The sequence below is a fragment of the Sphingopyxis lindanitolerans genome, from assembly GCF_002993885.1.
Taxonomy (GTDB): domain Bacteria; phylum Pseudomonadota; class Alphaproteobacteria; order Sphingomonadales; family Sphingomonadaceae; genus Sphingopyxis; species Sphingopyxis lindanitolerans.
In genome coordinates this window covers 442,213-461,319 of record NZ_CM009578.1, presented here as the reverse complement: position 1 = coordinate 461,319, position 19,107 = coordinate 442,213, and the positions used below count along the sequence as shown (strand labels likewise).

The following is a 19,107-nucleotide window of genomic DNA, read 5'->3' as shown; positions in this document are numbered from 1 at the left end:
GAATGGAAAAAATGGCTTCGATTAAATCAGTTCTCATCACGGGCGGAACCGGAAGCTTCGGCAAGACCATGCTGCGCGAATTGCTGCACGGGGATATCGAAGAGGTTCGTGTTTTCAGCCGGGATGAGGAGAAGCAGGACGCGCTTCGTAATCAGCTCCACGATGGCCGCGTGCGCTATTATATTGGCGACGTTCGCGACCGCAGCAGCGTCGACCGGGCCGTGGCGGGAGTCGACGCCATCTTTCACGCCGCAGCCTTGAAGCAAGTCCCGAGCTGCGAGTTCTTCCCGCTCGAAGCCGTGCGCACGAATATTCTCGGTTCCGAAAATATCATCCGGGCCGCGCTCGCGAGCAAGGTCCAGAGCGTCGTGTGCCTGTCGACGGACAAGGCGGTGATGCCGATCAACGCGATGGGCATATCGAAAGCCCTGATGGAAAAGCTGGCGCAATCGGCGGCGCGCGAAATCGGCAGCAAGGCCGATACGACGATCAGTTGCGTGCGATACGGCAACGTCATGTATTCGCGTGGCTCGGTCATTCCGCTGTTCATCAAGCAGATCAAGGCCGGCCAGCCCATCACGGTGACCGAGCCTGAAATGACGCGCTTCCTGATGCCGCTGCGTGACAGCGTCGCGCTTGTGCGCTTCGCTTTCGATCATGCGCGGCAGGGCGATCTGTTCATCAAGAAGGCGCCGGCATCGACGATTGGCGATCTGGTCACGGCCCTGAAGGAGATTTTCGGCGTTCCCGATCATGAGGTCAATGTCATCGGCTGGCGGCATGCCGAAAAATTGTTCGAGACGCTCGCCAGCGCCCAGGAACTATCAAGCTCGGAGGATATGGGCGAATATTACAGGCTCCGCCTCGACGAGCGCGACCTGAACTACAGCGCCTACGTCAGCGAGGGCGAAGCGGAAACGCACAGCTATCAGGATTTTCATTCGCACAATGCCCAGCGCCTCGAGGTCGCGGAAGTGAAAGATTTGCTGATGTCGCTCCCCGAAGTGCAGGCCGAAGTGGCGTCCTGGCAGGCGAAGCGACCGTGAAGATAGCCGTTACGGGGGCGGGGGGCTTGATCGGCTGGCACGCGGCCGGCCGCATCCATGCCGCGATATGCGCCGCGCGCTTTCGCGGCGCGCCGCCGCCGTATGACTTGATCCAGATCGATCACGCGACCTTCGCCGACGCCGCGCGCCTTTCCGCCGCGCTGGAGGGGGTCGATGCGGTGCTTCATTTCGCCGGCGTCAACCGCGGAGAAGAGGCCGTCGTCGAACGCGCCAACCCCGACATCGCCCGCGCGCTTGTGCGCGGCCTCGAGACCGCGGGTGTGACGCCGCATATCGTCTATGCCAATTCGACCCATGCCGCGAGCGACACGCCCTATGGGCGCTCGAAGCGCATCGCCGGGGAGATATTGGCGGCCTTTGCGCCCAGCTATACCGATCTGGTGCTGCCGCATATTTTTGGCGAATGCGCGCGGCCCAATTATAATAATGTGACCGCGACGCTGATCGACACGCTCTGGCGCGGCGAAACGCCAAGCATCAACGCCGATGGCCGCGTGCAATTGCTGCATGCCGGCGCCGCGGCGCAGATGGCGATCGACGCGGTTCTGGACGGACGGACCGGGCGGCTTGCGCCAAAGGGGCGGGACATGACGGTGGCCGATCTTGATGCGAAGCTGCGGCACTTTCACGCGCTCTACACCGCGAACATCTTTCCCGACCTTTCGGATCCCTTCGATCTCGCGCTGTTCAACACCTATCGCACCGGCGGCTATCCGACGCATTATCCGCGCCCGCTCAAGGTCAACGCCGACCCACGCGGCATATTGTTCGAGAGCGCAAAGGGGGGCAATGCGGCGCAGAGCTTTCTGTCGACGACGCTGCCGGGCCAGAAGCGCGGCGACCATTTCCACCTCGATCTGGTCGAACGCTTTCTGGTGGTGAAAGGCGAGGCGCTGATCCGCATTCGCCGCGTTCTGACCGATGACGTGCAGGAGTTCGCCGTTTCGGGCGACCGGCCCGTTGCCATCGACATGCCGCCGCTCCACACGCACAATATCGAGAATCGCGGCGAGGGGGAGGTCATCACCTTCTTCTGGTCGCACCATCTGTTCGACCCGGCCAATCCCGACACCTATGCCGATCCGGTCTAGGGTCGCGCGCGAAAAGAGAATCTTCTTCGAATGTCCAAGTTAAAAGTCACCACGGTCCTGGGAACCCGCCCTGAAATCATCCGCCTTTCGCGGGTGATGGCGGTGCTCGACGATTATTGCGATCACCGCATCGTCCACACCGGACAGAATTGGGATTATGAGCTGAATGAGGTGTTTTTTTCCGATCTTGGCGTGCGCAAGCCCGACAATTTCCTGGGAGTGGATACCAGCAGCCTTGGCGCCGTGCTCGGCGGCATCCTGATCGAAACCGAAAAGGAACTGCGGGCGAACCGGCCCGACGCCCTGCTCGTCCTGGGGGATACGAACAGCGCCATCGCCGCCATCATGGCGCGGCGGATGAAAATCCCGGTCTATCACATGGAGGCGGGCAACCGCAGCTTCGACCGCAACGTGCCCGAAGAAACCAATCGCCGGCTCGTCGATCACATCAGCGATTTCAACCTCGTCTACACCGAACATGCGCGGCGCCATCTGTTGAGCGAAGGCATGGCGCACCGCCGCATCTATCTGACGGGATCGCCGATGCGCGAGGTGCTCGATCATTATCGCGGCGCGATCGAGGGTTCGGACGTTTTGGGGCGGCTCGGGCTCGAGGCCGGGAAATATTTCATCGTCTCGCTCCACCGCGAGGAGAATGTCGACAGCAAGGAGCGGCTGGGGCAACTCGTCGCCGCGCTCAACCTGCTGGCGGAGACATATGATGTCCCCGTGATCGTCTCCACCCACCCGCGCACGCGCAAGCGGCTCGACGCATTGGACGGCGTCACGCTCGACCCCCGCGTCCGCGACCTGAAGCCGTTCGGCTTCCACGATTATAACCATCTCCAGATGAACGCCTTCTGCGCCATCAGCGACAGCGGCACGATCGCCGAGGAATCGAGCCTTCTCGACTTTGCGGCGATTACGCCGCGCGACGCGATCGAACGCCCCGAAGCGCTCGATACGGGAAATATCGTCGTCACGGGCCTGCACAGCGATACGATATTGGAAGCGGTCGAACTGGTGACGCGGATTCACGCCGACCGCCGCGCGCGCGGCGAACGCTGCCCGATCCCCGACGACTATGCGATCCGCAACACGTCCGAGCGCGTGGTCAAGTTGATCGTCGGTACCGCTCGTTTGTCGAACGGCTGGGACGGTATCCGCATGCATGATTATATATGATCTACGACGGTGATTTCGCCAATCGGCGCGGCAAACGAGGCCGGGCAAGCTTTCGGCATTGCTGTCGTCCTTTTGCCTCACCAGGCAGGGTGCGCAACTTACGCCAGAATGGAATTGAGGGACCGACTTAAAGAGCAAGGCGGGCGGTTTTCCGGCGATATGTCAAGAAGGTGGAAGTGTGACGTCAACATCTGTCCCGAGACCCCGCGTCGCAATGTTCATAGCCTCTCCCGGTGGTGCCGAGGCCCGGATCATGGACAATATTGCTAGCGGATTGAGCTTCGCCGGACTCGATCTCGAAGTCCGGCGTTCCAACAGAATTCGGGGGTTTAGGTTTGAACATCTGGGTCTGATCAAGCGGAGCGATATAGTTCTGCTTCATACGCCGCTGCTTATGTCCTGGCACTATGCGTTCTTGGCGCGATTGTTCGGAAAAACCATCGTCTCCATTGTGTGGGACAGCTACCCTGTTACGCTGGGCGGCGTGCGCTTTGATCGACGAATGCGTCGGCGGCTATTCGATCGGATCGAAAATACGGCCCTGTCAGCCAGCAACCGCCTGCTGGTGCCATCGCAGGATTTTCTGGAACAGCCGATCCTGCATCGGGCAAAGGCGGTGCGGTTGTGGTATGCAATCCATGCTCCGAACATGGATTCCGGCCCGGCATCCTATCGTCACGGCGATGATGAACCGTTGAAAGTCCTTTTTGCCGGCCAGATCAATCGGACCCGCGGCCTCGCGGCTGCCACCGAGCAACTGCATAGAGTGACGCAGGGCCGATTTCAGCTGCTGATAGCCTCCGGCGACCCACTGCCGCCCGAGTTAAGCGGCCGGCCGGATGTTCGCCATCTTGGAAAGCTTGACCGTGAAAATCTTCGGCGGGTTGCCGCTGGCTGCGATTGCGGGCTTGTGGCCCTGGCGTGCGATTTTGATGGCCCAGGATTGCCTTCTAAAACTTTCGAGTATCTTGAGGCAGGTATCCCCTGCCTTTATTATGGGAAGCGTCTTGAACATTATCTGGATGTTCTGGAATGGAGCGGCGCCGGTATCGAGATAGGGGCGCGCGCAAACCTTACGCGCGATGATGTTCTTGCCAAAAAGGCGGATATCGCCAATGCGACTATTCGTTTCAGCGACGCTTTCGCTTTGGATAGGGTCGAATTAATAGCCCATCTCGGCCCTGTTCAGGAATAAGCATTGCGGTTCATAGACAATATCGTGCCAAAGCGGCTTTCCAGGAGCACGGCCGGAGCGCTTTGGATATTCTCCGAGCGGGTGTCGAGCAGTGCTCTTAATCTGCTCTGCATTGCGGCCATGACCCGTATTCTGGGGCCTGTGGCCTATGGTCACTGGGCCTTTACCCTGTCCATCATCGGGGTCCTGCTCGTTGCCGGCGATTTGGGGCTTGAAGGTTTGCTCATCAAGAAACTGGTGGAAACGCCAGAGCGAGCCGCCCGGCTCCTGGGCACCGTCTTCACCCTCAAGATCATAGTCTATTTGCCCGCAATAGCGGCGGTGTTGTTATTCGTCGGAACGTCCGGCGCCCTCTCACCAGAAGAGCGGTCGCTATTCTACATTTTCATGATTCCGGTCATTCTGTCGCCGCTGACATCGTCGCTGCTGGCGTGGACCAATTCCGTGTCGGCGTTCCACAATGCCGCGCGCATGCGAATGATATCGAACGCGACGGGATCGGTCGCCAAGCTGTCCGCAATTTTCGCGGGGTTCGGGATCGTCCAGGTCGGCTGGCTCCACGCCGGGATGTTCGTCCTGGAGGCGGCGGGATTGCTGCTCGCCGTGCGGCTTCTCGGCGGGCCGATGCCGTGGACATGGCGACCGGAGGCCAGCGGTTTCCGGCCCCTGCTGGCGCAAAGCAGCTATTTGTTTTCGGCGACCATATTTTTCACGCTCTATCTTGGCATCGGCACGATGATGTTGCGCTTCTATCTGGGGCCTTATGAGGTGGGAACCTACGCGCTTGTTCCGCAAATCAACCAAGCGTTGCAATTTATCCCCTATGCGTTGACGTTGGCTGTTTTTCCCGACCTCGTGACGTCTTATAGTGAGGACAATGATAAATTTTATCAAAAGATATTTTTCATAGCAAAGCGGCTTCTTCTTTCATCGTTTTTAGTTGTGATATTCCTGTCTGTTTTCTCGCTGTTTATTTTCGAATATATATTCGGCCCGAAATATCATGAAACCGTATATATTCTTTTGATAAGCCTGTTTTCCATTCCCTTTTTATTCCTGAGGCAGTTGACGACGAAGCTGTATATCTGTGTCAATAACGGAAAGATGCTGGCCATGATCGAGCTATCGGGCCTTGTCCTCGCGGTTGGACTGAACATGATCCTGGTGCCGCGTTACGGTGGGATGGGCGCGATTTCCGCACTAGGCGTCGTATCGGCCTTTACCGTCATAGTTTCCTTTATATTATTTGATCGTGGCCGCTTTCTCCGGCAGCTGTCAGGCGCGCGATTGCGTCACTGAGAGTCGGATCGCAAAGAGGTTGTGTAATATCAGCGTGATGTGATTCAGCCCGCGTTGCGCGGCGCCGAGCGAGAATAGCGGGTGAGCTAACCCCCGCCCGGAGGCCGTCTGTCGGCCTATGATCGCCAGCGATGGGATTTCGGGTTCAAGCCATTAAGCCATCAACTTATAGCCCCGGCTTGATGACCAACGGTTATCGAGCCGCGGACAGTCGGCTATATTCTTTTCCGCCTAATCTTGGATTGACGCCTTCAAGTACTGCTGACGCTGCCCTCGCGGGCAGCACGCTGTTGCTGCGTGATCCGTTTCGGCGCAGGCTGTGGAGCGGCGAGTCGATGATATATGACCAGCAGAACGACCCAAATGCCAGCGAATCGATGCTCGTAGATTCCGACGTTAACGGTAAATCCAGTGAATATGATCGCTAAGAATAGATAGTGTCGCCAATCCCTGATGCGGTATACGCGGAAAAATATCGTTGCGAATGCAATGTAACACACCAAGCCGAAGCTGTAAGCCACATGTATGTGGCCATTATGCGGTTTATACTCCATTCCATTCAGGAGTATCGTTCCTCCATCTCCAACTATTAGCGAACTAAGAAATTTTGATGAATCTAGCGCAAGTTGCCAGCGCGAGAGTCTGGATTCTGAATCGGTATCTGCTACTCGCTGGCTTGCTAGCGCAAATACATCCGTATTCTTGACAATATCGTAAATGGCAATGCCGACAATGACAGAGCCGAGCAGCAGTAGAATTCTGGGTCCGGTTTTCAAGCGAGATCCAGTAATAAACGCTACTATGAGGGCTGCATAGCAGATGATGCCGGTTGATGACATGCTGGCGATGACGATCACGGCGGTCATAGCCATAGCCGCAATGTTTCGACCGACCTGCTGCGGCGCAAAGAAAACAAGGAAAGCGGTGATGGCTACTGTGGAAACAGCCAGATTGTTCGGATCGGATAACGTGCCTGTGAACCGCGTCAGGGTGTTTAGATTATCGGCAATATCAACATTGTCACCGAAGGCCCAAAATTGACGGACTAGAAAATAGTCATCGAATCTCCAGAAAAATATTATGGAAAGAAGAAAAACAAAAATGAGGTAAAGGCGTAAAATATGTATATGGAGATGGAATGTTCGGAAGTTCGTCATTGATCCCGCTACATAGGTGCCGAACATGAATATAATGATTGCTGTGTACGCAGATCTTCGAATCGAAGAATCATCAATGCCGGGAGTGGAGTTTATGCCTAAAATATAGCTAAAAATGGCGAACATAGCGCCGATAATTGCTATGACGGCGCCAGCACTTATTCGCTCGGGTCGTAGGCTGAGAAGCCAGATTGGCAGCACGGCGAAAGACAGAGGGACAGGGACCGGCAGCAGGAATGGGAGAAAGAGAAGGTCGATCATGACCAGAACGAACATCGCTCTGTCGAGAGCAAAGGGTTGTTTGACCCGCATCGCCGTTATGTTCCTCCGACTCTAGGGGTTGATGCTTGCGGAGAAAATTGCGGGAAAACCAATATCTCGTATGGTGAATATCTCGCTGTCGAGTTGGGTTTCAGAGATACGGGCACTATTCCTCTCCGCCATCCCGAATCCTAAAAAGGACAGGGCAGGAGCGGCAATGTTGGGGGGAGTGGGCCATATCTCTTCTCGCTGACAGGGCGGCACCGTTAGCGATGAAATCGGCGTTTCGCAAGGCGAGGGCGTCCGGTCTGAGGCGCGCTACGGCGCATGAGCGTGGAAACGACGAAGCGAAGGCTGCACGGGACAAACAGGCCAACCGCATGATGCTTCGCGGGATGTTGCATGGCAGGGGTTGCAGCTGATCTTTCCCCGCTTGCGCGGACAGTTGATAGGCTTTGCAAGGGGATATTGCCTGCATCCCGGATCGCCGCTAGGAACGCCGCTTTGGTGACAATGGCGCCGCGATGACGATGCAATTGCTTGTCGGTTGCGGATGTCCCTCAACCGGGTGACTTCGTCGAAGGTGTGTGTCGACAATAGGAAACCGGCTCCATGGAGCCAATGTGACTGGATTTACATGCACGCCCCCTTCCAGATACGGCTCTGACCCAATGAATCCTCTCGCCCCGAATGGCGCGCCGCCACGGCTTATCGTTCTGAAACAGGGTTTCGATCCCGAACCGACCATGAAAGGGGCGGCCTTCGCGCGGCGTCTTGGCGAGCTGGGTTTTGATGTGGAGGTTGTGACCGGCTTTCCCAATTATCCCGGCGGCAAAGTCTATGACGGTTACCGCATCCGGCCGATCAAGCGCATGGTGATGCAAGGCGTGGCGGTGACACGGCTGGCGCTCTATCCCAGCCATGACAAAAGCCGGGTCGGCCGCGTGCTGAATTATGCCAGCTTCTTCCTTTCGGCGGCGCTTTACCTGACCTTTTTCGCGCGCCGCGCCGATGTGATCTATGCCTATCACCCGCCGATGACGGTCGCCCTGGCGGCCGAGGTCGCGGGCTTTTTTCGCCGCGTGCCGGTCGTCCTCGATGTTCAGGACATGTGGCCCGACACGCTGCGCGCGACGGGCATGATCGGCAATGATCGCTTGCTTGGGGCGATAGGGCGCCTTTGCCGCTGGACGTGGCGGCGCGCCGCGCACATCGTGGTCCTGTCCAACGGCTTTCGCCGGTTGTTGATCGAGCGCGGCGTCCCGGCGGACAGGATCACCGTCATTCCCAATTGGGCCGATGAGGCCGGGGTGACCGCCGCCTCGACGTCCCGGCCCGACACCCTGACCGAGCCAGGAAAGTTCCGTGTGCTGTTCGCCGGTAATATGGGGCCGGCGCAGGCACTGGATGCGGTGCTGGATGCCGCCGCGATCCTGGCCGGGAAACGCCCGGAGGTGGAATTCTGCTTTCTCGGCTCCGGCCTTGAAACGGAGCGGTTGAAGGCACGCGCCGCCGACGAAGGGCTCGCGAATGTCCGTTTCCTGCCGCGTGTTCCGATGGCCGAGGTTGGCGCCTATCTCGCCGCGGCCGATTGTCTGCTGGTGCACCTGAAGGCCGACCCGCTGTTCGCCATTACGATTCCGTCCAAAACGCAAGCCTATATGGCGGCAGGCAAGCCGATCATCATGGCGGTCGAGGGTGATGCGGCGGAACTGGTCCACCAGTCACGGGGCGGCGTCGTCGTGCCGCCGGAGGATGCGGGGGCGCTTGCCGAGGCCATCGCGAGCCTCGCGGATATGGCCCCCGGCGATCTTGCCGAGCTCGGCGCCAACGCGCGCGACTTCTACACCGGCCACCTGTCGTTCGAGCAGGGGATCCGTAACCTGGCGGATGTGCTGCACAAGGCGACCGACCAGAGGAAAGGGGTATGAAACGCCTCTTCGATATTGCCGTCTCGGCGAGCCTGCTTGTCCTTCTTTTGCCGGTGCTGGCGGTGCTGGCGGTGGCCGTCCGGATCAAGCTCGGCGGTCCTGTGCTGTTTCGCCAGACACGGCCCGGTAAGGACGCGAAGCCGTTCGAAATGCTGAAGTTTCGTACGATGACGAATGCACGCGGGCCAGACGGCGCACTCCTTTCGAGTCAGGAGAGACTGGTGCCGTTCGGCCGCCGTCTGCGGTCCTCCAGCCTCGATGAGTTGCCCGAACTGTGGAACGTCCTCAAAGGCGACATGAGCCTCGTCGGACCCCGCCCGCTGCTGATGGACTATCTGCCGCTTTACACCATCGAGCAGGCGCGGCGGCACGATGTGCAACCGGGCCTTACCGGCTGGGCGCAGGTCAACGGGCGCAACGCGCTGAGTTGGGAGGATAAGTTCCGGCTCGATGTCTGGTATGTCGATCACCGGAGTTTCTGGCTGGATCTGACGATCCTGCTCAAGACGATCGGCGTTGCGTTCAAGCGTTCGGGGATCAACGCCAGCGACGGGAAGATCATGGGCCGCTTCAAAGGGAATAGCGCAGAGTGAGCAAAACCGTTTCAGTTTATTTTTCATCGGCGGGCCGCCGCGTCGAATTGATGCGCTGCTTTCGCGACGCGGCGCGGCAACTGGGCATCGATCTGCGGATTATCGCCGGCGACCTGATGCCCGAGTTCAGCGCCGCCTGCTGCGAGGCCGATGTCGCGATCAAGACTCCGTCCTGCTCGTCGCCGGATTTTCTGGATGTCGTGATGGATGCGTGCGTCCGGAACGAGGTCCGGCTGATCGTTCCGACGATCGATCCCGAACTGATCCTCTATAGCCGCAGGCGCGACGATTTCGCGCGCCGCGGCATGACGGTGGCGGTCTCTGCGGAAGCCGTGGTCGATCTGGCGCGGGACAAGCTGTTGACGGCGAACTGGCTGCTCCAGCGCGGTTTCGCGACCCCGGCCACCATCGGCGTTGACGCGCTGCGCCGGGCGCCCTCGTCGATCGCATGGCCTTTGATGATGAAGCCGAAGGCGGGCAGCGCTTCAAAGGGAATCTATATCGCCGAGTCGGTCGACGACCTTCGCGATCCCCAATTCGACGATGCTTATGTCGCGCAGACTCTGCTCAGCGGACGGGAATATACGACCAATATCTTTTTCGACCAGGCCGGGGTGCTGCGCGCGGCGGTCCCCCATCTTCGCTATGAGGTGCGCGGCGGCGAAGTGTCGAAGGGAGAGACGGAAAGAAACGCGGCGCTGATCGCCATCGCCGAGGAACTGGGCCGGAATCTGGTGGGGGCGCGCGGCGCGCTTTGCTTTCAATCCATCATCAGCGCCGATGGCGAAGCTTCGCTGTTCGAGATCAATGCCCGTTTCGGCGGCGGCTATCCGCTGGCCCATCATGCCGGCGCACCGTTCGCCAAATGGCTGCTTGCGGAATGCCTCGGTGCGCCCGTCGATTATCATCACGAATGGACATCGGGCTTGCGCATGCTGCGCTATGACGCGGCGCATTTCATCAAGATCGAATCCAACTGACAAAGGCAAAAGAGATTATGGAACAAGCGAAGATCCATCAGGATTACTACAAGTTCAGCGAATATGTCTCGCTCGACCGTTTCAACACCTACTGGTTCCAAATCAACGAGGTTCTGGATCTCCAGCCCAAAAGCGTTGCCGAGATCGGGGTCGGAACCGGCGTGGTGAAATATCTGGTCGAGGGGTTCGGGGTGCCGGTCACGACGATCGACATCAATGAGAATCTGAACCCCGACGTGGTGGCGCCGATCACGGCCGCAGCGTCAGCGTTGAAAGGCCAGACCTTCGACGTCGTGCTATGTTCGCGGGTTTTCCACCATATTCCGTTCGCGGACGTGGAAAGCGCGCTGGAGAATATCCAGAAGCTGTCGAGCAATTATGCGGTGCTGGTTCTCGCCGCGGAGGATTTCCGTATCTATACGGCGCTGCGCCTGACGTCGAAGCGCGAAAAATTCTTTTCTCTTCCTATCCCTTTATTCTTGAAGCGCTTGATATTGAAAGCGACAAAAGCAAGCTCAAGCTATTATTACAATATATGGAAAGTCAATTCCTCTTCCGACACGCGAAAATCGCATGTCGATGCTCTTATCGAGAAGAGATTCTCGATCATCAAATCCTATCCCGTCCCGAAAAATCACGGGCATATAATATATATTCTCAAGAAGAAGTGATGTCTCTTCATCAAAGCTGGTAAATAGCATGCTGAACACGCCTTTTGCTCCTTGGCCGAGCTTCACCCAGGAGGAGGCGGACGCTGTGTCCGCCGTCATCCTCTCAAACCGCGTCAACTATTGGACCGGCGAGCAGTGCCGCGCTTTCGAGCAGGCTTTCGCGGACTGGACGGGCAGCGCCCACGCCATTGCGCTCGCCAACGGCACGGTCGCGCTCGACCTGGCGCTCCACGGCCTTGGCATCGGCGCGGTAAACGGCGGGGCGGTGAGCGACGAGGTGATCGTCACGCCGCGCACTTTTATTGCCTCGGCAAGCTGCGTCGCCAATGCCGGTGCTGTGCCGGTCTTTGCCGACGTGGACCTGGAGAGCGGCAATCTCTCGGCCGAGACCATCGCCGCCGTGCTGACACCCCGCACGAAGGCCGTCATCATCGTCCATCTCGCCGGCTGGCCGGCCGACATGGACCCGATCATGGCGCTCGCCCGCGCGCATGGCGTCAAGGTGATCGAGGATTGCGCGCAGGCGCACGGCGGGCGTTACAAGGGCCGCAGCGTCGGCACGATCGGGGATGTCGGGGCCTGGTCCTTTTGCCAGGACAAGATCATGACGACCGGCGGCGAAGGCGGTATGGTCACATGCAATGATCGCGATCTTTGGTCGCGCATGTGGTCCTTCAAGGATCATGGAAAAAGCTGGGAAGCGGTCTATCAGCGCGACCATCCGCCGGGATTTCGCTGGTTGCACGAAAGCATCGGGACGAATTGGCGTATGCTCGAGATGCAGGCTGCGATCGGCCTCGTCCAACTGGGGCGCATGGCGGACTGGACCGCAGCACGAACGCGCAACGCGGCTGTTCTTTATGACATATTGGCGCCTTTCTCGGGCCCCGATGGCTGCCTTCGCGTGCCGCGATTGAACAGCGCGGAAGGCAGCGTTCACGCCGAATATAAATTCTATGCCTATGTGCGGCCCGACAGGCTGGCGGATGGTTGGGATCGCGACCGCATCATTGCGGAAATCAATGCGCGCGGCGTCCCTTGTTTCCAGGGCAGTTGTTCGGAAGTCTATCTCGAAAAGGCCTTCGACGGCACGGGCGCAAGGCCTGCGCAGCGGATGCCCGCCGCCCGCCAATTGGGGGACACCAGCCTGATGTGGCTCGTCCATCCGACGCTGACTGACGAACAGATGCAGGTGGCAGCAAAAGAAACCTATGCCGTCATGGCCGCTGCCAGCGCTTGATCCAAATCCTTGCGGGGCGAGTTGCGGCTATCCTTCACCGGCACTCAGCCGCTCGCCCCATCCCGCGTCGGGAAGGAATTCGGGAACCAGCCGATAGATGATCTGCACCGCGGCCGTGCTGTCGCCGTTGACGCGGATTTCCGTATCGAGAATCTGCAATTCGCGATCGAGATCCTCCCAATGCAGCATCCCTTCGCGGGCGCGCATGATCCGCGGGTGTTTGGTTTCCTGAGGATTGTCGCCGATCAGCAGCTCTTCATAAAGCTTCTCGCCGGGGCGAAGTCCTGTCTCGATAATCTGAATATCGCCCTCGGGGTTTTCGGCCGTGCGCACGCTCAGTCCCGATAGATGGATCATGCTGGTGGCGAGATCGAAAATCTTGACCGGTTCGCCCATGTCGAGCACGAACACTTCGCCCCCCTTGGCCATCGCGCTTGCCTGGATCACCAACTGCGCGGCTTCGGGGATGGTCATGAAATAACGCGTGATTTCGCGGTGCGTGACCGTGACGGGACCACCGGCCGCGATTTGCGCCTTGAAGCGCGGCACGACCGAGCCGCTCGACCCCAGAACGTTGCCGAAGCGGACCATGCTGAACACAGTGGTCGCCCCCGGCTGTGCTGCGCGTGCTTGAAGGATGAGTTCACACACGCGCTTCGAGGCACCCATGACATTCGTCGGACGGACGGCTTTGTCCGTGCTGATCAGAATGAAGTTGGAGACTTTCGCCGCTTCGGCTGCGGCGACGCTATGCAGCGTGCCCATGATGTTGTTGCGAAGACCGGAGAGAGGGTTGGCCTCGACCAGCGGCACATGCTTATAGGCAGCGGCGTGGAACACCGTGTCGGGCCTATGCTGCTTGTAGATGCGGTGCATCGATGAACGTTCCGACGCATTCGCCAACTCGAGCGCCAGTGGCACGTTGATTTCGAGTTCGTGCATCAATTCGATCAGTTCCTGCTCCATCGCGTAAAGCGCATATTCGGACTGTTCGAGCAGAACGAGGCGCGTCGGGCGGCACTGGATGATCTGGCGGCACAATTCGCTGCCTATCGAACCACCGGCGCCCGAGACCAGAACCACCTTTCCGGCCGTCGTCTTGCTCATCAGCAATTCGTTCGCTGCGACGGTTTCGCGGCCGAGAAGCTCTTCGATCTGCACTTCGCGCAGATCGTTGACGGTAACCGAGCCCTCGATGATACCGGTCAGATTGGGGAGCGAGCGGACGAAAACCACCTTGTCCTGCAATGTCTCGACGATCTCGCGCCGCCGCGCGCGCGATGCGCTCGGAATCGCAAGCAGCACCTCGTCGACGGGGTTATCCGCGAGTATCTCTGCCAAGCGATTGGCACCAAAGACCGGCACGCCGTCGAGGCGCTGGCCATCGAGCCGCAAATCATCGTCGACAAATCCGACCAGCAACACTTGCGGTTCGTGGCGAAGCGACAGCGCAAGTTGCTGCCCTGCGCGGCCGGCTCCGTAAACGAGCACGCGGCGAACATCGACCGACACGACCTTGAAGAGGTCGAGCAGCACGAACCGGATCGCGATGCGGCTCGATCCGAGCAGGAGCAGGAAGATGATGGGGTGCAGGACGCAGAGCGTTCTTGGAACCGAAGGGAGCCGAAACACCACGCAGACGACGAAGAGGGGGAGCGTCAGGACGGCGCAGGCGATCGCCAGATCAGCAATTGTCCTCGCGCCGGAAAAGCGGATCAATGAGCGATAGACGCCGACCTTCCACGCGATGGGATACCAGAGCAATAGCGTCACCACAGCGAAGGTCGCGATGGGGAACGAAAACAGATCCCACACGCCAAGGCGGAGTGAAAAAGCGATCCATACTGCCGCTATACACAGAAAGCCGTCGATAGCGCCCGCTGAGAGTTGGCGCTGGATGCGCGGACGGTCGGCCAAAAAGGACAGGATTCGCGCGCGCAAGTCGCGCCAATAATCATCGCTCGGCATTCTCATTCTATCGCCAACGCTTTCTATGGTCATCGTGCTCGGCGAGGATTGACGTGCAGATTGCAGAAAATTCCCCCGACACAACCGCGTTCATTCGGCCGAATTTTCGACGGTCGCATAAACGAAAACATAAGATTATTCAATGTTAACTGGTGCAACCGCCCCATGGCAAAAGGCCTCCCGCAGGCCAGTATAACTCGCGGCGACCGATATCGATCCCAGTCCATGTGCACAGGAAAAAATCGTGAGCCCTGGTCGCTCCGAACCGGATTAGGAACCGTCGGCACACCGCGCTGTGATCGGGATCATAGCCCGATGACCCCTTACCGTTGCCGAAGCGTTGTCCGGCTTCGCTGTCGATCGCCATCGACGGCAACTGCTTTGGCGCCAGCGCGCGGTCCGAAAGCAACGCAGCGGATGACGACGCGCCTCAACTATGGAAGATCGGAAGCCGCCAAGATCGTCGTCAAAAGCCTTCGGGATTGTTCGACTGCCATTGCCACGAACTCGCGCACATGGCGTCGATCCCGAGCTTGGCGTTCCAGCGGAGCAAATCCGCCGCTTTTGTCGTCGCTGCATAGCTGCTGGCGACGTCGCCTGCGCGGCGTGCCACGATTTCGGTGGCGAGAGAATGCCCGCACGCACGTTCATAAGCGGCGATAAGCTCTTTGACCGTGATCCCCCGGCCGGTGCCGATATTGACCGCTTCGCACCCGGCCGCGCGCACCGCATGTTCGAGCGCGGCAAGATGGGCGTCGGCAAGGTCGACGACATGGATATAATCGCGCTCGCCAGTGCCGTCGCGCGTCTCATAATCGTCGCCGAAGATCGACAGCTTGTCGCGGCGCCCCACAGCTACCTGCGCGACGAAGGGCATCAGATTGTTGGGGATGCCCTGGGGATTCTCGCCGATCCGGCCCGATTCATGCGCGCCGACCGGATTGAAATAGCGCAGCAATATGGCCGAACCGCCGGGAGTCGCGCGCACCCAGTCGGAGATCACGCCCTCGGCCATCGCCTTGGTGCGGCCATAGGGGTTGGTCGGCGCGATGGGATGGTCTTCGTCGAAGGGCAGATAATGGGCCTCGCCATACACCGTGGCGGAGGAGGAAAAGACGATGCGCCGGCATCCCGCGGCGTCCATCGCGCCGAGCAGGTTCATCGTTCCGCTGACGTTGGTCCGATAATAAAGCAGCGGAACATCGTTCGATTCCCCGACGGCCTTTAAACCGGCGAAATGGATCACGGCATCGGGCGCGAAGGCGGTCACCGCGCGCGTCAGCGCGTCGTCGTCGCAAATATCGGCTTCGACCACGGCCAGGTCGCGATTGGTGAGCTGGCGCACCCGCGCGAGCGCGATCGGCGAGCTGTTGCAATAATTGTCGAAGACGCAGACCTCGTGGCCCGCGGACAGCAACTGGACGAGCGTATGGCTGCCGATATAGCCCGCTCCGCCGGTAACGAAGACTTTCATGCCCGCTCCTGTGCCGACGCGCCGGCCGAAGATCAACCGGGTTCGTCGAGCGCTGTGTGCCATGGTTTGGAAAACAGCGCGTTAATCGATCGGTGGGCGTCTTCGCGGATGGCGGCATGCAAGAGCCCATCGGACGCTTGCAATCGTGGCGGCCGCACTCGACATAGGCGCGATGGATATTGCATTCGACAATAGTTTCCACGCCGCGATGGAAGGCTTCTACGCCCCGGCGGAAGCGGCGAAGCCGTCGATGCCGACGTTGCTCGCCTTCAACCATGCGCTCGCGGAACGGCTCGGGATCGACGTCGCGGGCGTGCGCGACGAGACGATCGCGTCCCTATTTTCGGGGCAGGAGCTTCCGGGCGGCGCGAATCCGCTCGCACTCGCCTATGCGGGGCACCAGTTCGGCCATTTTTCGCCGCAGCTTGGCGACGGACGCGCGCTGCTGCTCGGCGAAATCGTCGCGCCCGACGGCGCGCGCTTCGATCTGCAATTGAAAGGGTCGGGGCCGACGCCTTTCTCGCGCAACGGCGACGGCAAGGCGGCGATCGGCCCGGTGCTGCGCGAATTCCTTGTCTCGGAAGCGATGGCGGCGATGGGGGTGCCGACGACGCGGGCGCTCGCGGCCGTTGCGACCGGCGATCGCGTCCAGCGCGAACGCGCGCATCCCGGCGCGGTGTTGACCCGCATCGCGAGTAGCCATATCCGCGTCGGCACCTTTCAGTTCTTTGCCGCGCATTTCGGCGCCGACCATGTCGTCCAGCTCTCCGACTACAGCATCCGCCGCCATTTCCCCGATCTCGTCGAGGCGCCGAATCCGCATCTTGCATTGCTCGACCGGGTGATCGGGTTGCAATGCGACCTCGTCGCGCACTGGCTGGGCGTGGGTTTCATTCACGGCGTGATGAACACCGACAATGTCGCGATCTCGGGCGAGACGATCGATTATGGCCCGTGCGCCTTCATGGACCGCTTTGCCGCCAACACCGTCTTCAGCTCGATCGATGCCAATGGCCGCTATGCCTATGGCCGCCAGCCGCAGATCCTGCACTGGAACATGGCGCGCTTCGCCGAGGCGTTGCTTCCCGCGATCCACAAGGTAGATGCCGCCGATGTCGAGGCGGCGAAGGCGCTGGTCGCCGAGGTTCCGGGCCGTTTCGCCGCCGTCTGGGCGGCGCGGATGCGGCAAAAGCTGGGGCTGACCGAGGCGCACGACGGCGATACCGCGCTGTTCGACACGCTCTTTGCCGAACTGGAGCGTCACCAGGTCGATTTCACCCTATTCTTTCGCGGCCTGGCGAGGATGTTGCACGGCGACGGCGCCGACCTCGAAGCGCAATTGCCCGATGCCGACGCGATGGTACCGTGGATCGCCGACTGGTGGGCGCGGCTGGCGCGCGAAACCGACGCGCCGCTGAATCGCGCCGAAGCGATGGACGCGGTGAATCCGCTCTATATCCCGCGCAACCACTTGGTCGAGGCGGCGCTGGGCGCGGCCGAGGCGGGCGATCTCACCTCATGGCTCGAACTGCTCAATGTGGTGCGCAACCCCTATGTCCGACGCCCCGAATGGGCGCTGTTCGAGGGGGCGGCGCCGGCCGAATTCGGTCCATACAAGACCTTTTGCGGCACCTGACGCCGCCGTTCCGGTTGAGCCCGCGCGCCGCAGTTGCTAGGGACGCGCCGATACCCACCAGAGGACAGATCATTGCCCCCAGCCAGAGCCGAGCGGGCGTCGCCCGTCAAGATCGCCGTCGTCGGAACCGGCTATGTCGGCATATCGAACGCCGTCCTGCTCGCGCAGCACAACCGGGTGGTCGCGCTCGACATCGACGCGCGCAAGGTCGACCTGATCAACGCGAAGACCTCGCCGATCGCCGACCCCGAAATCGAGGATTATCTGGCGAACAAGCCGCTCGATCTGCTCGCGACCACTGACCGCGCGCGCGCTTATGACGGCGCCGACTTCGTTATCGTCGCGACGCCGACCGATTACGACCCCGACACCAATTATTTCAACACGAGCACGGTCGAGGCGGTGATCGCCGACGCCCTGAAAATGGCGCCGGGCGCGCTGGTGATCGTCAAATCGACGGTGCCTGTCGGCTTCACCGACCGGATGCGGGCCGAACTCGGCAGCGACGCCATCGTCTTCTCGCCCGAATTCCTGCGCGAAGGCCGCGCGCTTTATGACAATCTCCACCCCTCGCGGATCATCGTCGGCAATACTCACCCGCGCGCCGACGCCTTCGCGCGGCTCCTGCTCGATGCCTCGCTGAAGCCCGAGGCGGCGATCCTTCAGACCGGCAATACCGAGGCCGAGGCGATCAAGCTGTTCGCCAACACCTATCTCGCGATGCGCGTCGCCTTCTTCAACGAACTCGACACCTATGCCGCGACGCACGGGGTCGATTCGCGGCAGGTGATCGAGGGTGTGTGCCTCGATCCCCGGATCGGCGGATTCTATAATAATCCATCCTTCGGCTATGGCGGCTATTGCCTCCCCAAGGACACCAAGCAGATGCTGGCGAATTACAAGGAGGTGCCGCAGAATCTGATCGCGGCGATCGTTTCGTCGAACACGACGCGCAAGGATTTCATCGCGGCGGAAATCATCAAGCGGAACCCGCGCGTCGTCGGCATCCATCGGCTGGCGATGAAGGCGGGGTCCGACAATTTCCGCGCCAGCAGCATCCTGGGCGTGATGAAACGGGTCAAGGCCAAGGGGATCGAGGTGATCGTCTATGAACCGCTGATCGAGGAGGCGCGATTGTTCAATTCGCGCGTCGTCGGTGACCTTGCCGCCTTCAAGGCCGAGGCCGACATCATCATCGCCAACCGGGTGACTGACGATCTCGCCGACGTCGCGGACAAGGTCTACAGCCGCGACCTGTTCGGCGCCGATAGCTGACCCCGGCTCCGCTGGCTCGCGCTCGACGGGGAACTGTCCCATTGTCGGAGAGTTGGCTGGGGAAAGGGGAGAATCGGGTTGCAC

At 60.1% G+C, this 19,107-nt stretch carries 15 protein-coding genes; 12 read left to right on the top strand and 3 right to left on the bottom strand.

From position 1 onward, the window contains the following. Positions 1–2 precede the first annotated feature (2 nt). From CVO77_RS02210 to CVO77_RS02190, 5 genes are all read left to right on the top strand, one after another. The gene (locus CVO77_RS02210) at positions 3–1,046 is read left to right on the top strand and encodes an SDR family NAD(P)-dependent oxidoreductase (RefSeq protein ID WP_275541963.1); all 1,044 of its coding nucleotides are present in this window, start codon (positions 3–5) and stop codon (positions 1,044–1,046) included. Further along, on the top strand, positions 1,043–2,158 hold the full coding sequence (locus CVO77_RS02205; protein ID WP_105997694.1) for a polysaccharide biosynthesis C-terminal domain-containing protein: 1,116 nt from the start codon (positions 1,043–1,045) through the stop codon (positions 2,156–2,158). The genes CVO77_RS02210 and CVO77_RS02205 overlap by 4 nt, the downstream gene beginning before the upstream one ends. A gap of 30 nt (positions 2,159–2,188) precedes the next feature. Beyond that, entirely contained in the window at positions 2,189–3,343 is a 1,155-nt protein-coding gene (wecB, locus tag CVO77_RS02200; RefSeq protein ID WP_105997693.1) for a non-hydrolyzing UDP-N-acetylglucosamine 2-epimerase, read from the top strand. A gap of 253 nt (positions 3,344–3,596) precedes the next feature. Further along, entirely contained in the window at positions 3,597–4,538 is a 942-nt protein-coding gene (locus CVO77_RS02195; RefSeq protein ID WP_146130804.1) for a glycosyltransferase family protein, read from the top strand. A gap of 24 nt (positions 4,539–4,562) precedes the next feature. After that, complete coding sequence (locus tag CVO77_RS02190; RefSeq protein WP_275541968.1) at positions 4,563–5,837, top strand: flippase; 1,275 nt, start codon at positions 4,563–4,565, stop codon at positions 5,835–5,837. Positions 5,838–6,088: 251 nt separating this feature from the next. Here CVO77_RS02190 and CVO77_RS02185 read toward each other — a convergent pair whose 3' ends face one another. Further along, positions 6,089–7,255 carry a hypothetical protein gene (locus tag CVO77_RS02185; RefSeq protein WP_158257972.1) on the bottom strand — a complete coding sequence of 389 codons (1,167 nt, stop codon included), beginning with the start codon at positions 7,253–7,255 and terminating at the stop codon, positions 6,089–6,091. A gap of 671 nt (positions 7,256–7,926) precedes the next feature. On the opposite strand from CVO77_RS02185, the gene CVO77_RS02180 reads away from it, so the two are divergent. From CVO77_RS02180 to CVO77_RS02160, 5 genes are read left to right on the top strand one after another with little or no spacing between them, the layout of a single operon-like run. Beyond that, positions 7,927–9,186: a glycosyltransferase family 4 protein gene (locus CVO77_RS02180; RefSeq protein WP_105997689.1), complete on the top strand. Its 1,260-nt coding sequence runs from the start codon at positions 7,927–7,929 to the stop codon at positions 9,184–9,186. Continuing rightward, the gene (locus tag CVO77_RS02175) at positions 9,183–9,779 is read left to right on the top strand and encodes a sugar transferase (protein ID WP_105997688.1); all 597 of its coding nucleotides are present in this window, start codon (positions 9,183–9,185) and stop codon (positions 9,777–9,779) included. The genes CVO77_RS02180 and CVO77_RS02175 overlap by 4 nt, the downstream gene beginning before the upstream one ends. Continuing rightward, positions 9,776–10,759, top strand: coding sequence for an ATP-grasp domain-containing protein (locus CVO77_RS02170; RefSeq protein WP_242446070.1), 984 nt, complete (start codon positions 9,776–9,778; stop codon positions 10,757–10,759). Before CVO77_RS02175 ends, CVO77_RS02170 begins: the two co-directional genes overlap by 4 nt. A gap of 17 nt (positions 10,760–10,776) precedes the next feature. Continuing rightward, positions 10,777–11,430 (top strand): class I SAM-dependent methyltransferase, encoded by a 654-nt coding sequence (locus CVO77_RS02165; protein WP_105997687.1) that lies wholly within the window; start codon positions 10,777–10,779, stop codon positions 11,428–11,430. Positions 11,431–11,458: 28 nt separating this feature from the next. Continuing rightward, a complete protein-coding gene (locus CVO77_RS02160; protein WP_105997686.1) occupies positions 11,459–12,670 on the top strand; it encodes a DegT/DnrJ/EryC1/StrS family aminotransferase in 1,212 nt (403 codons plus the stop codon). Positions 12,671–12,697: 27 nt separating this feature from the next. On the opposite strand, the gene CVO77_RS02155 is transcribed toward CVO77_RS02160, so the two are convergent. Beyond that, on the bottom strand, positions 12,698–14,638 hold the full coding sequence (locus CVO77_RS02155) for a polysaccharide biosynthesis protein (protein WP_242446068.1): 1,941 nt from the start codon (positions 14,636–14,638) through the stop codon (positions 12,698–12,700). 466 nt (positions 14,639–15,104) lie between these two features. Continuing rightward, the gene (gene galE / locus CVO77_RS02150) at positions 15,105–16,112 is read right to left on the bottom strand and encodes a UDP-glucose 4-epimerase GalE (RefSeq protein ID WP_106000575.1); all 1,008 of its coding nucleotides are present in this window, start codon (positions 16,110–16,112) and stop codon (positions 15,105–15,107) included. A 172-nt stretch (positions 16,113–16,284) separates the two neighbouring features. Here galE and CVO77_RS02145 point away from each other — a divergent pair, with 172 nt between their 5' ends. Together CVO77_RS02145 and CVO77_RS02140 are read left to right on the top strand one after the other, a co-directional pair. Next, on the top strand, positions 16,285–17,748 hold the full coding sequence (locus CVO77_RS02145) for a protein adenylyltransferase SelO (protein WP_105997684.1): 1,464 nt from the start codon (positions 16,285–16,287) through the stop codon (positions 17,746–17,748). 72 nt (positions 17,749–17,820) lie between these two features. Further along, a complete protein-coding gene (locus tag CVO77_RS02140; RefSeq protein ID WP_105997683.1) occupies positions 17,821–19,023 on the top strand; it encodes a nucleotide sugar dehydrogenase in 1,203 nt (400 codons plus the stop codon). The last annotated feature ends 84 nt before the right edge of the window (positions 19,024–19,107 follow it).

Bases quoted from the DNA above. Each gene is read 5' to 3' on its own strand.
- CVO77_RS02185 (WP_158257972.1), bottom strand. From the start codon at position 7,255: ATGATCGACCTTCTCTTTCTCCCATTCCTGCTGCCGGTCCCTGTCCCT.
- CVO77_RS02165 (WP_105997687.1), top strand. From the start codon at position 10,777: ATGGAACAAGCGAAGATCCATCAGGATTACTACAAGTTCAGCGAATAT.
- CVO77_RS02160 (WP_105997686.1), top strand. From the start codon at position 11,459: ATGCTGAACACGCCTTTTGCTCCTTGGCCGAGCTTCACCCAGGAGGAG.
- CVO77_RS02155 (WP_242446068.1), bottom strand. From the start codon at position 14,638: ATGCCGAGCGATGATTATTGGCGCGACTTGCGCGCGCGAATCCTGTCC.
- CVO77_RS02195 (WP_146130804.1), top strand. From the start codon at position 3,597: ATGGACAATATTGCTAGCGGATTGAGCTTCGCCGGACTCGATCTCGAA.
- CVO77_RS02180 (WP_105997689.1), top strand. From the start codon at position 7,927: ATGAATCCTCTCGCCCCGAATGGCGCGCCGCCACGGCTTATCGTTCTG.
- CVO77_RS02175 (WP_105997688.1), top strand. From the start codon at position 9,183: ATGAAACGCCTCTTCGATATTGCCGTCTCGGCGAGCCTGCTTGTCCTT.
- wecB (WP_105997693.1), top strand. From the start codon at position 2,189: ATGTCCAAGTTAAAAGTCACCACGGTCCTGGGAACCCGCCCTGAAATC.
- galE (WP_106000575.1), bottom strand. From the start codon at position 16,112: ATGAAAGTCTTCGTTACCGGCGGAGCGGGCTATATCGGCAGCCATACG.
- CVO77_RS02145 (WP_105997684.1), top strand. From the start codon at position 16,285: ATGGATATTGCATTCGACAATAGTTTCCACGCCGCGATGGAAGGCTTC.
- CVO77_RS02210 (WP_275541963.1), top strand. From the start codon at position 3: ATGGAAAAAATGGCTTCGATTAAATCAGTTCTCATCACGGGCGGAACC.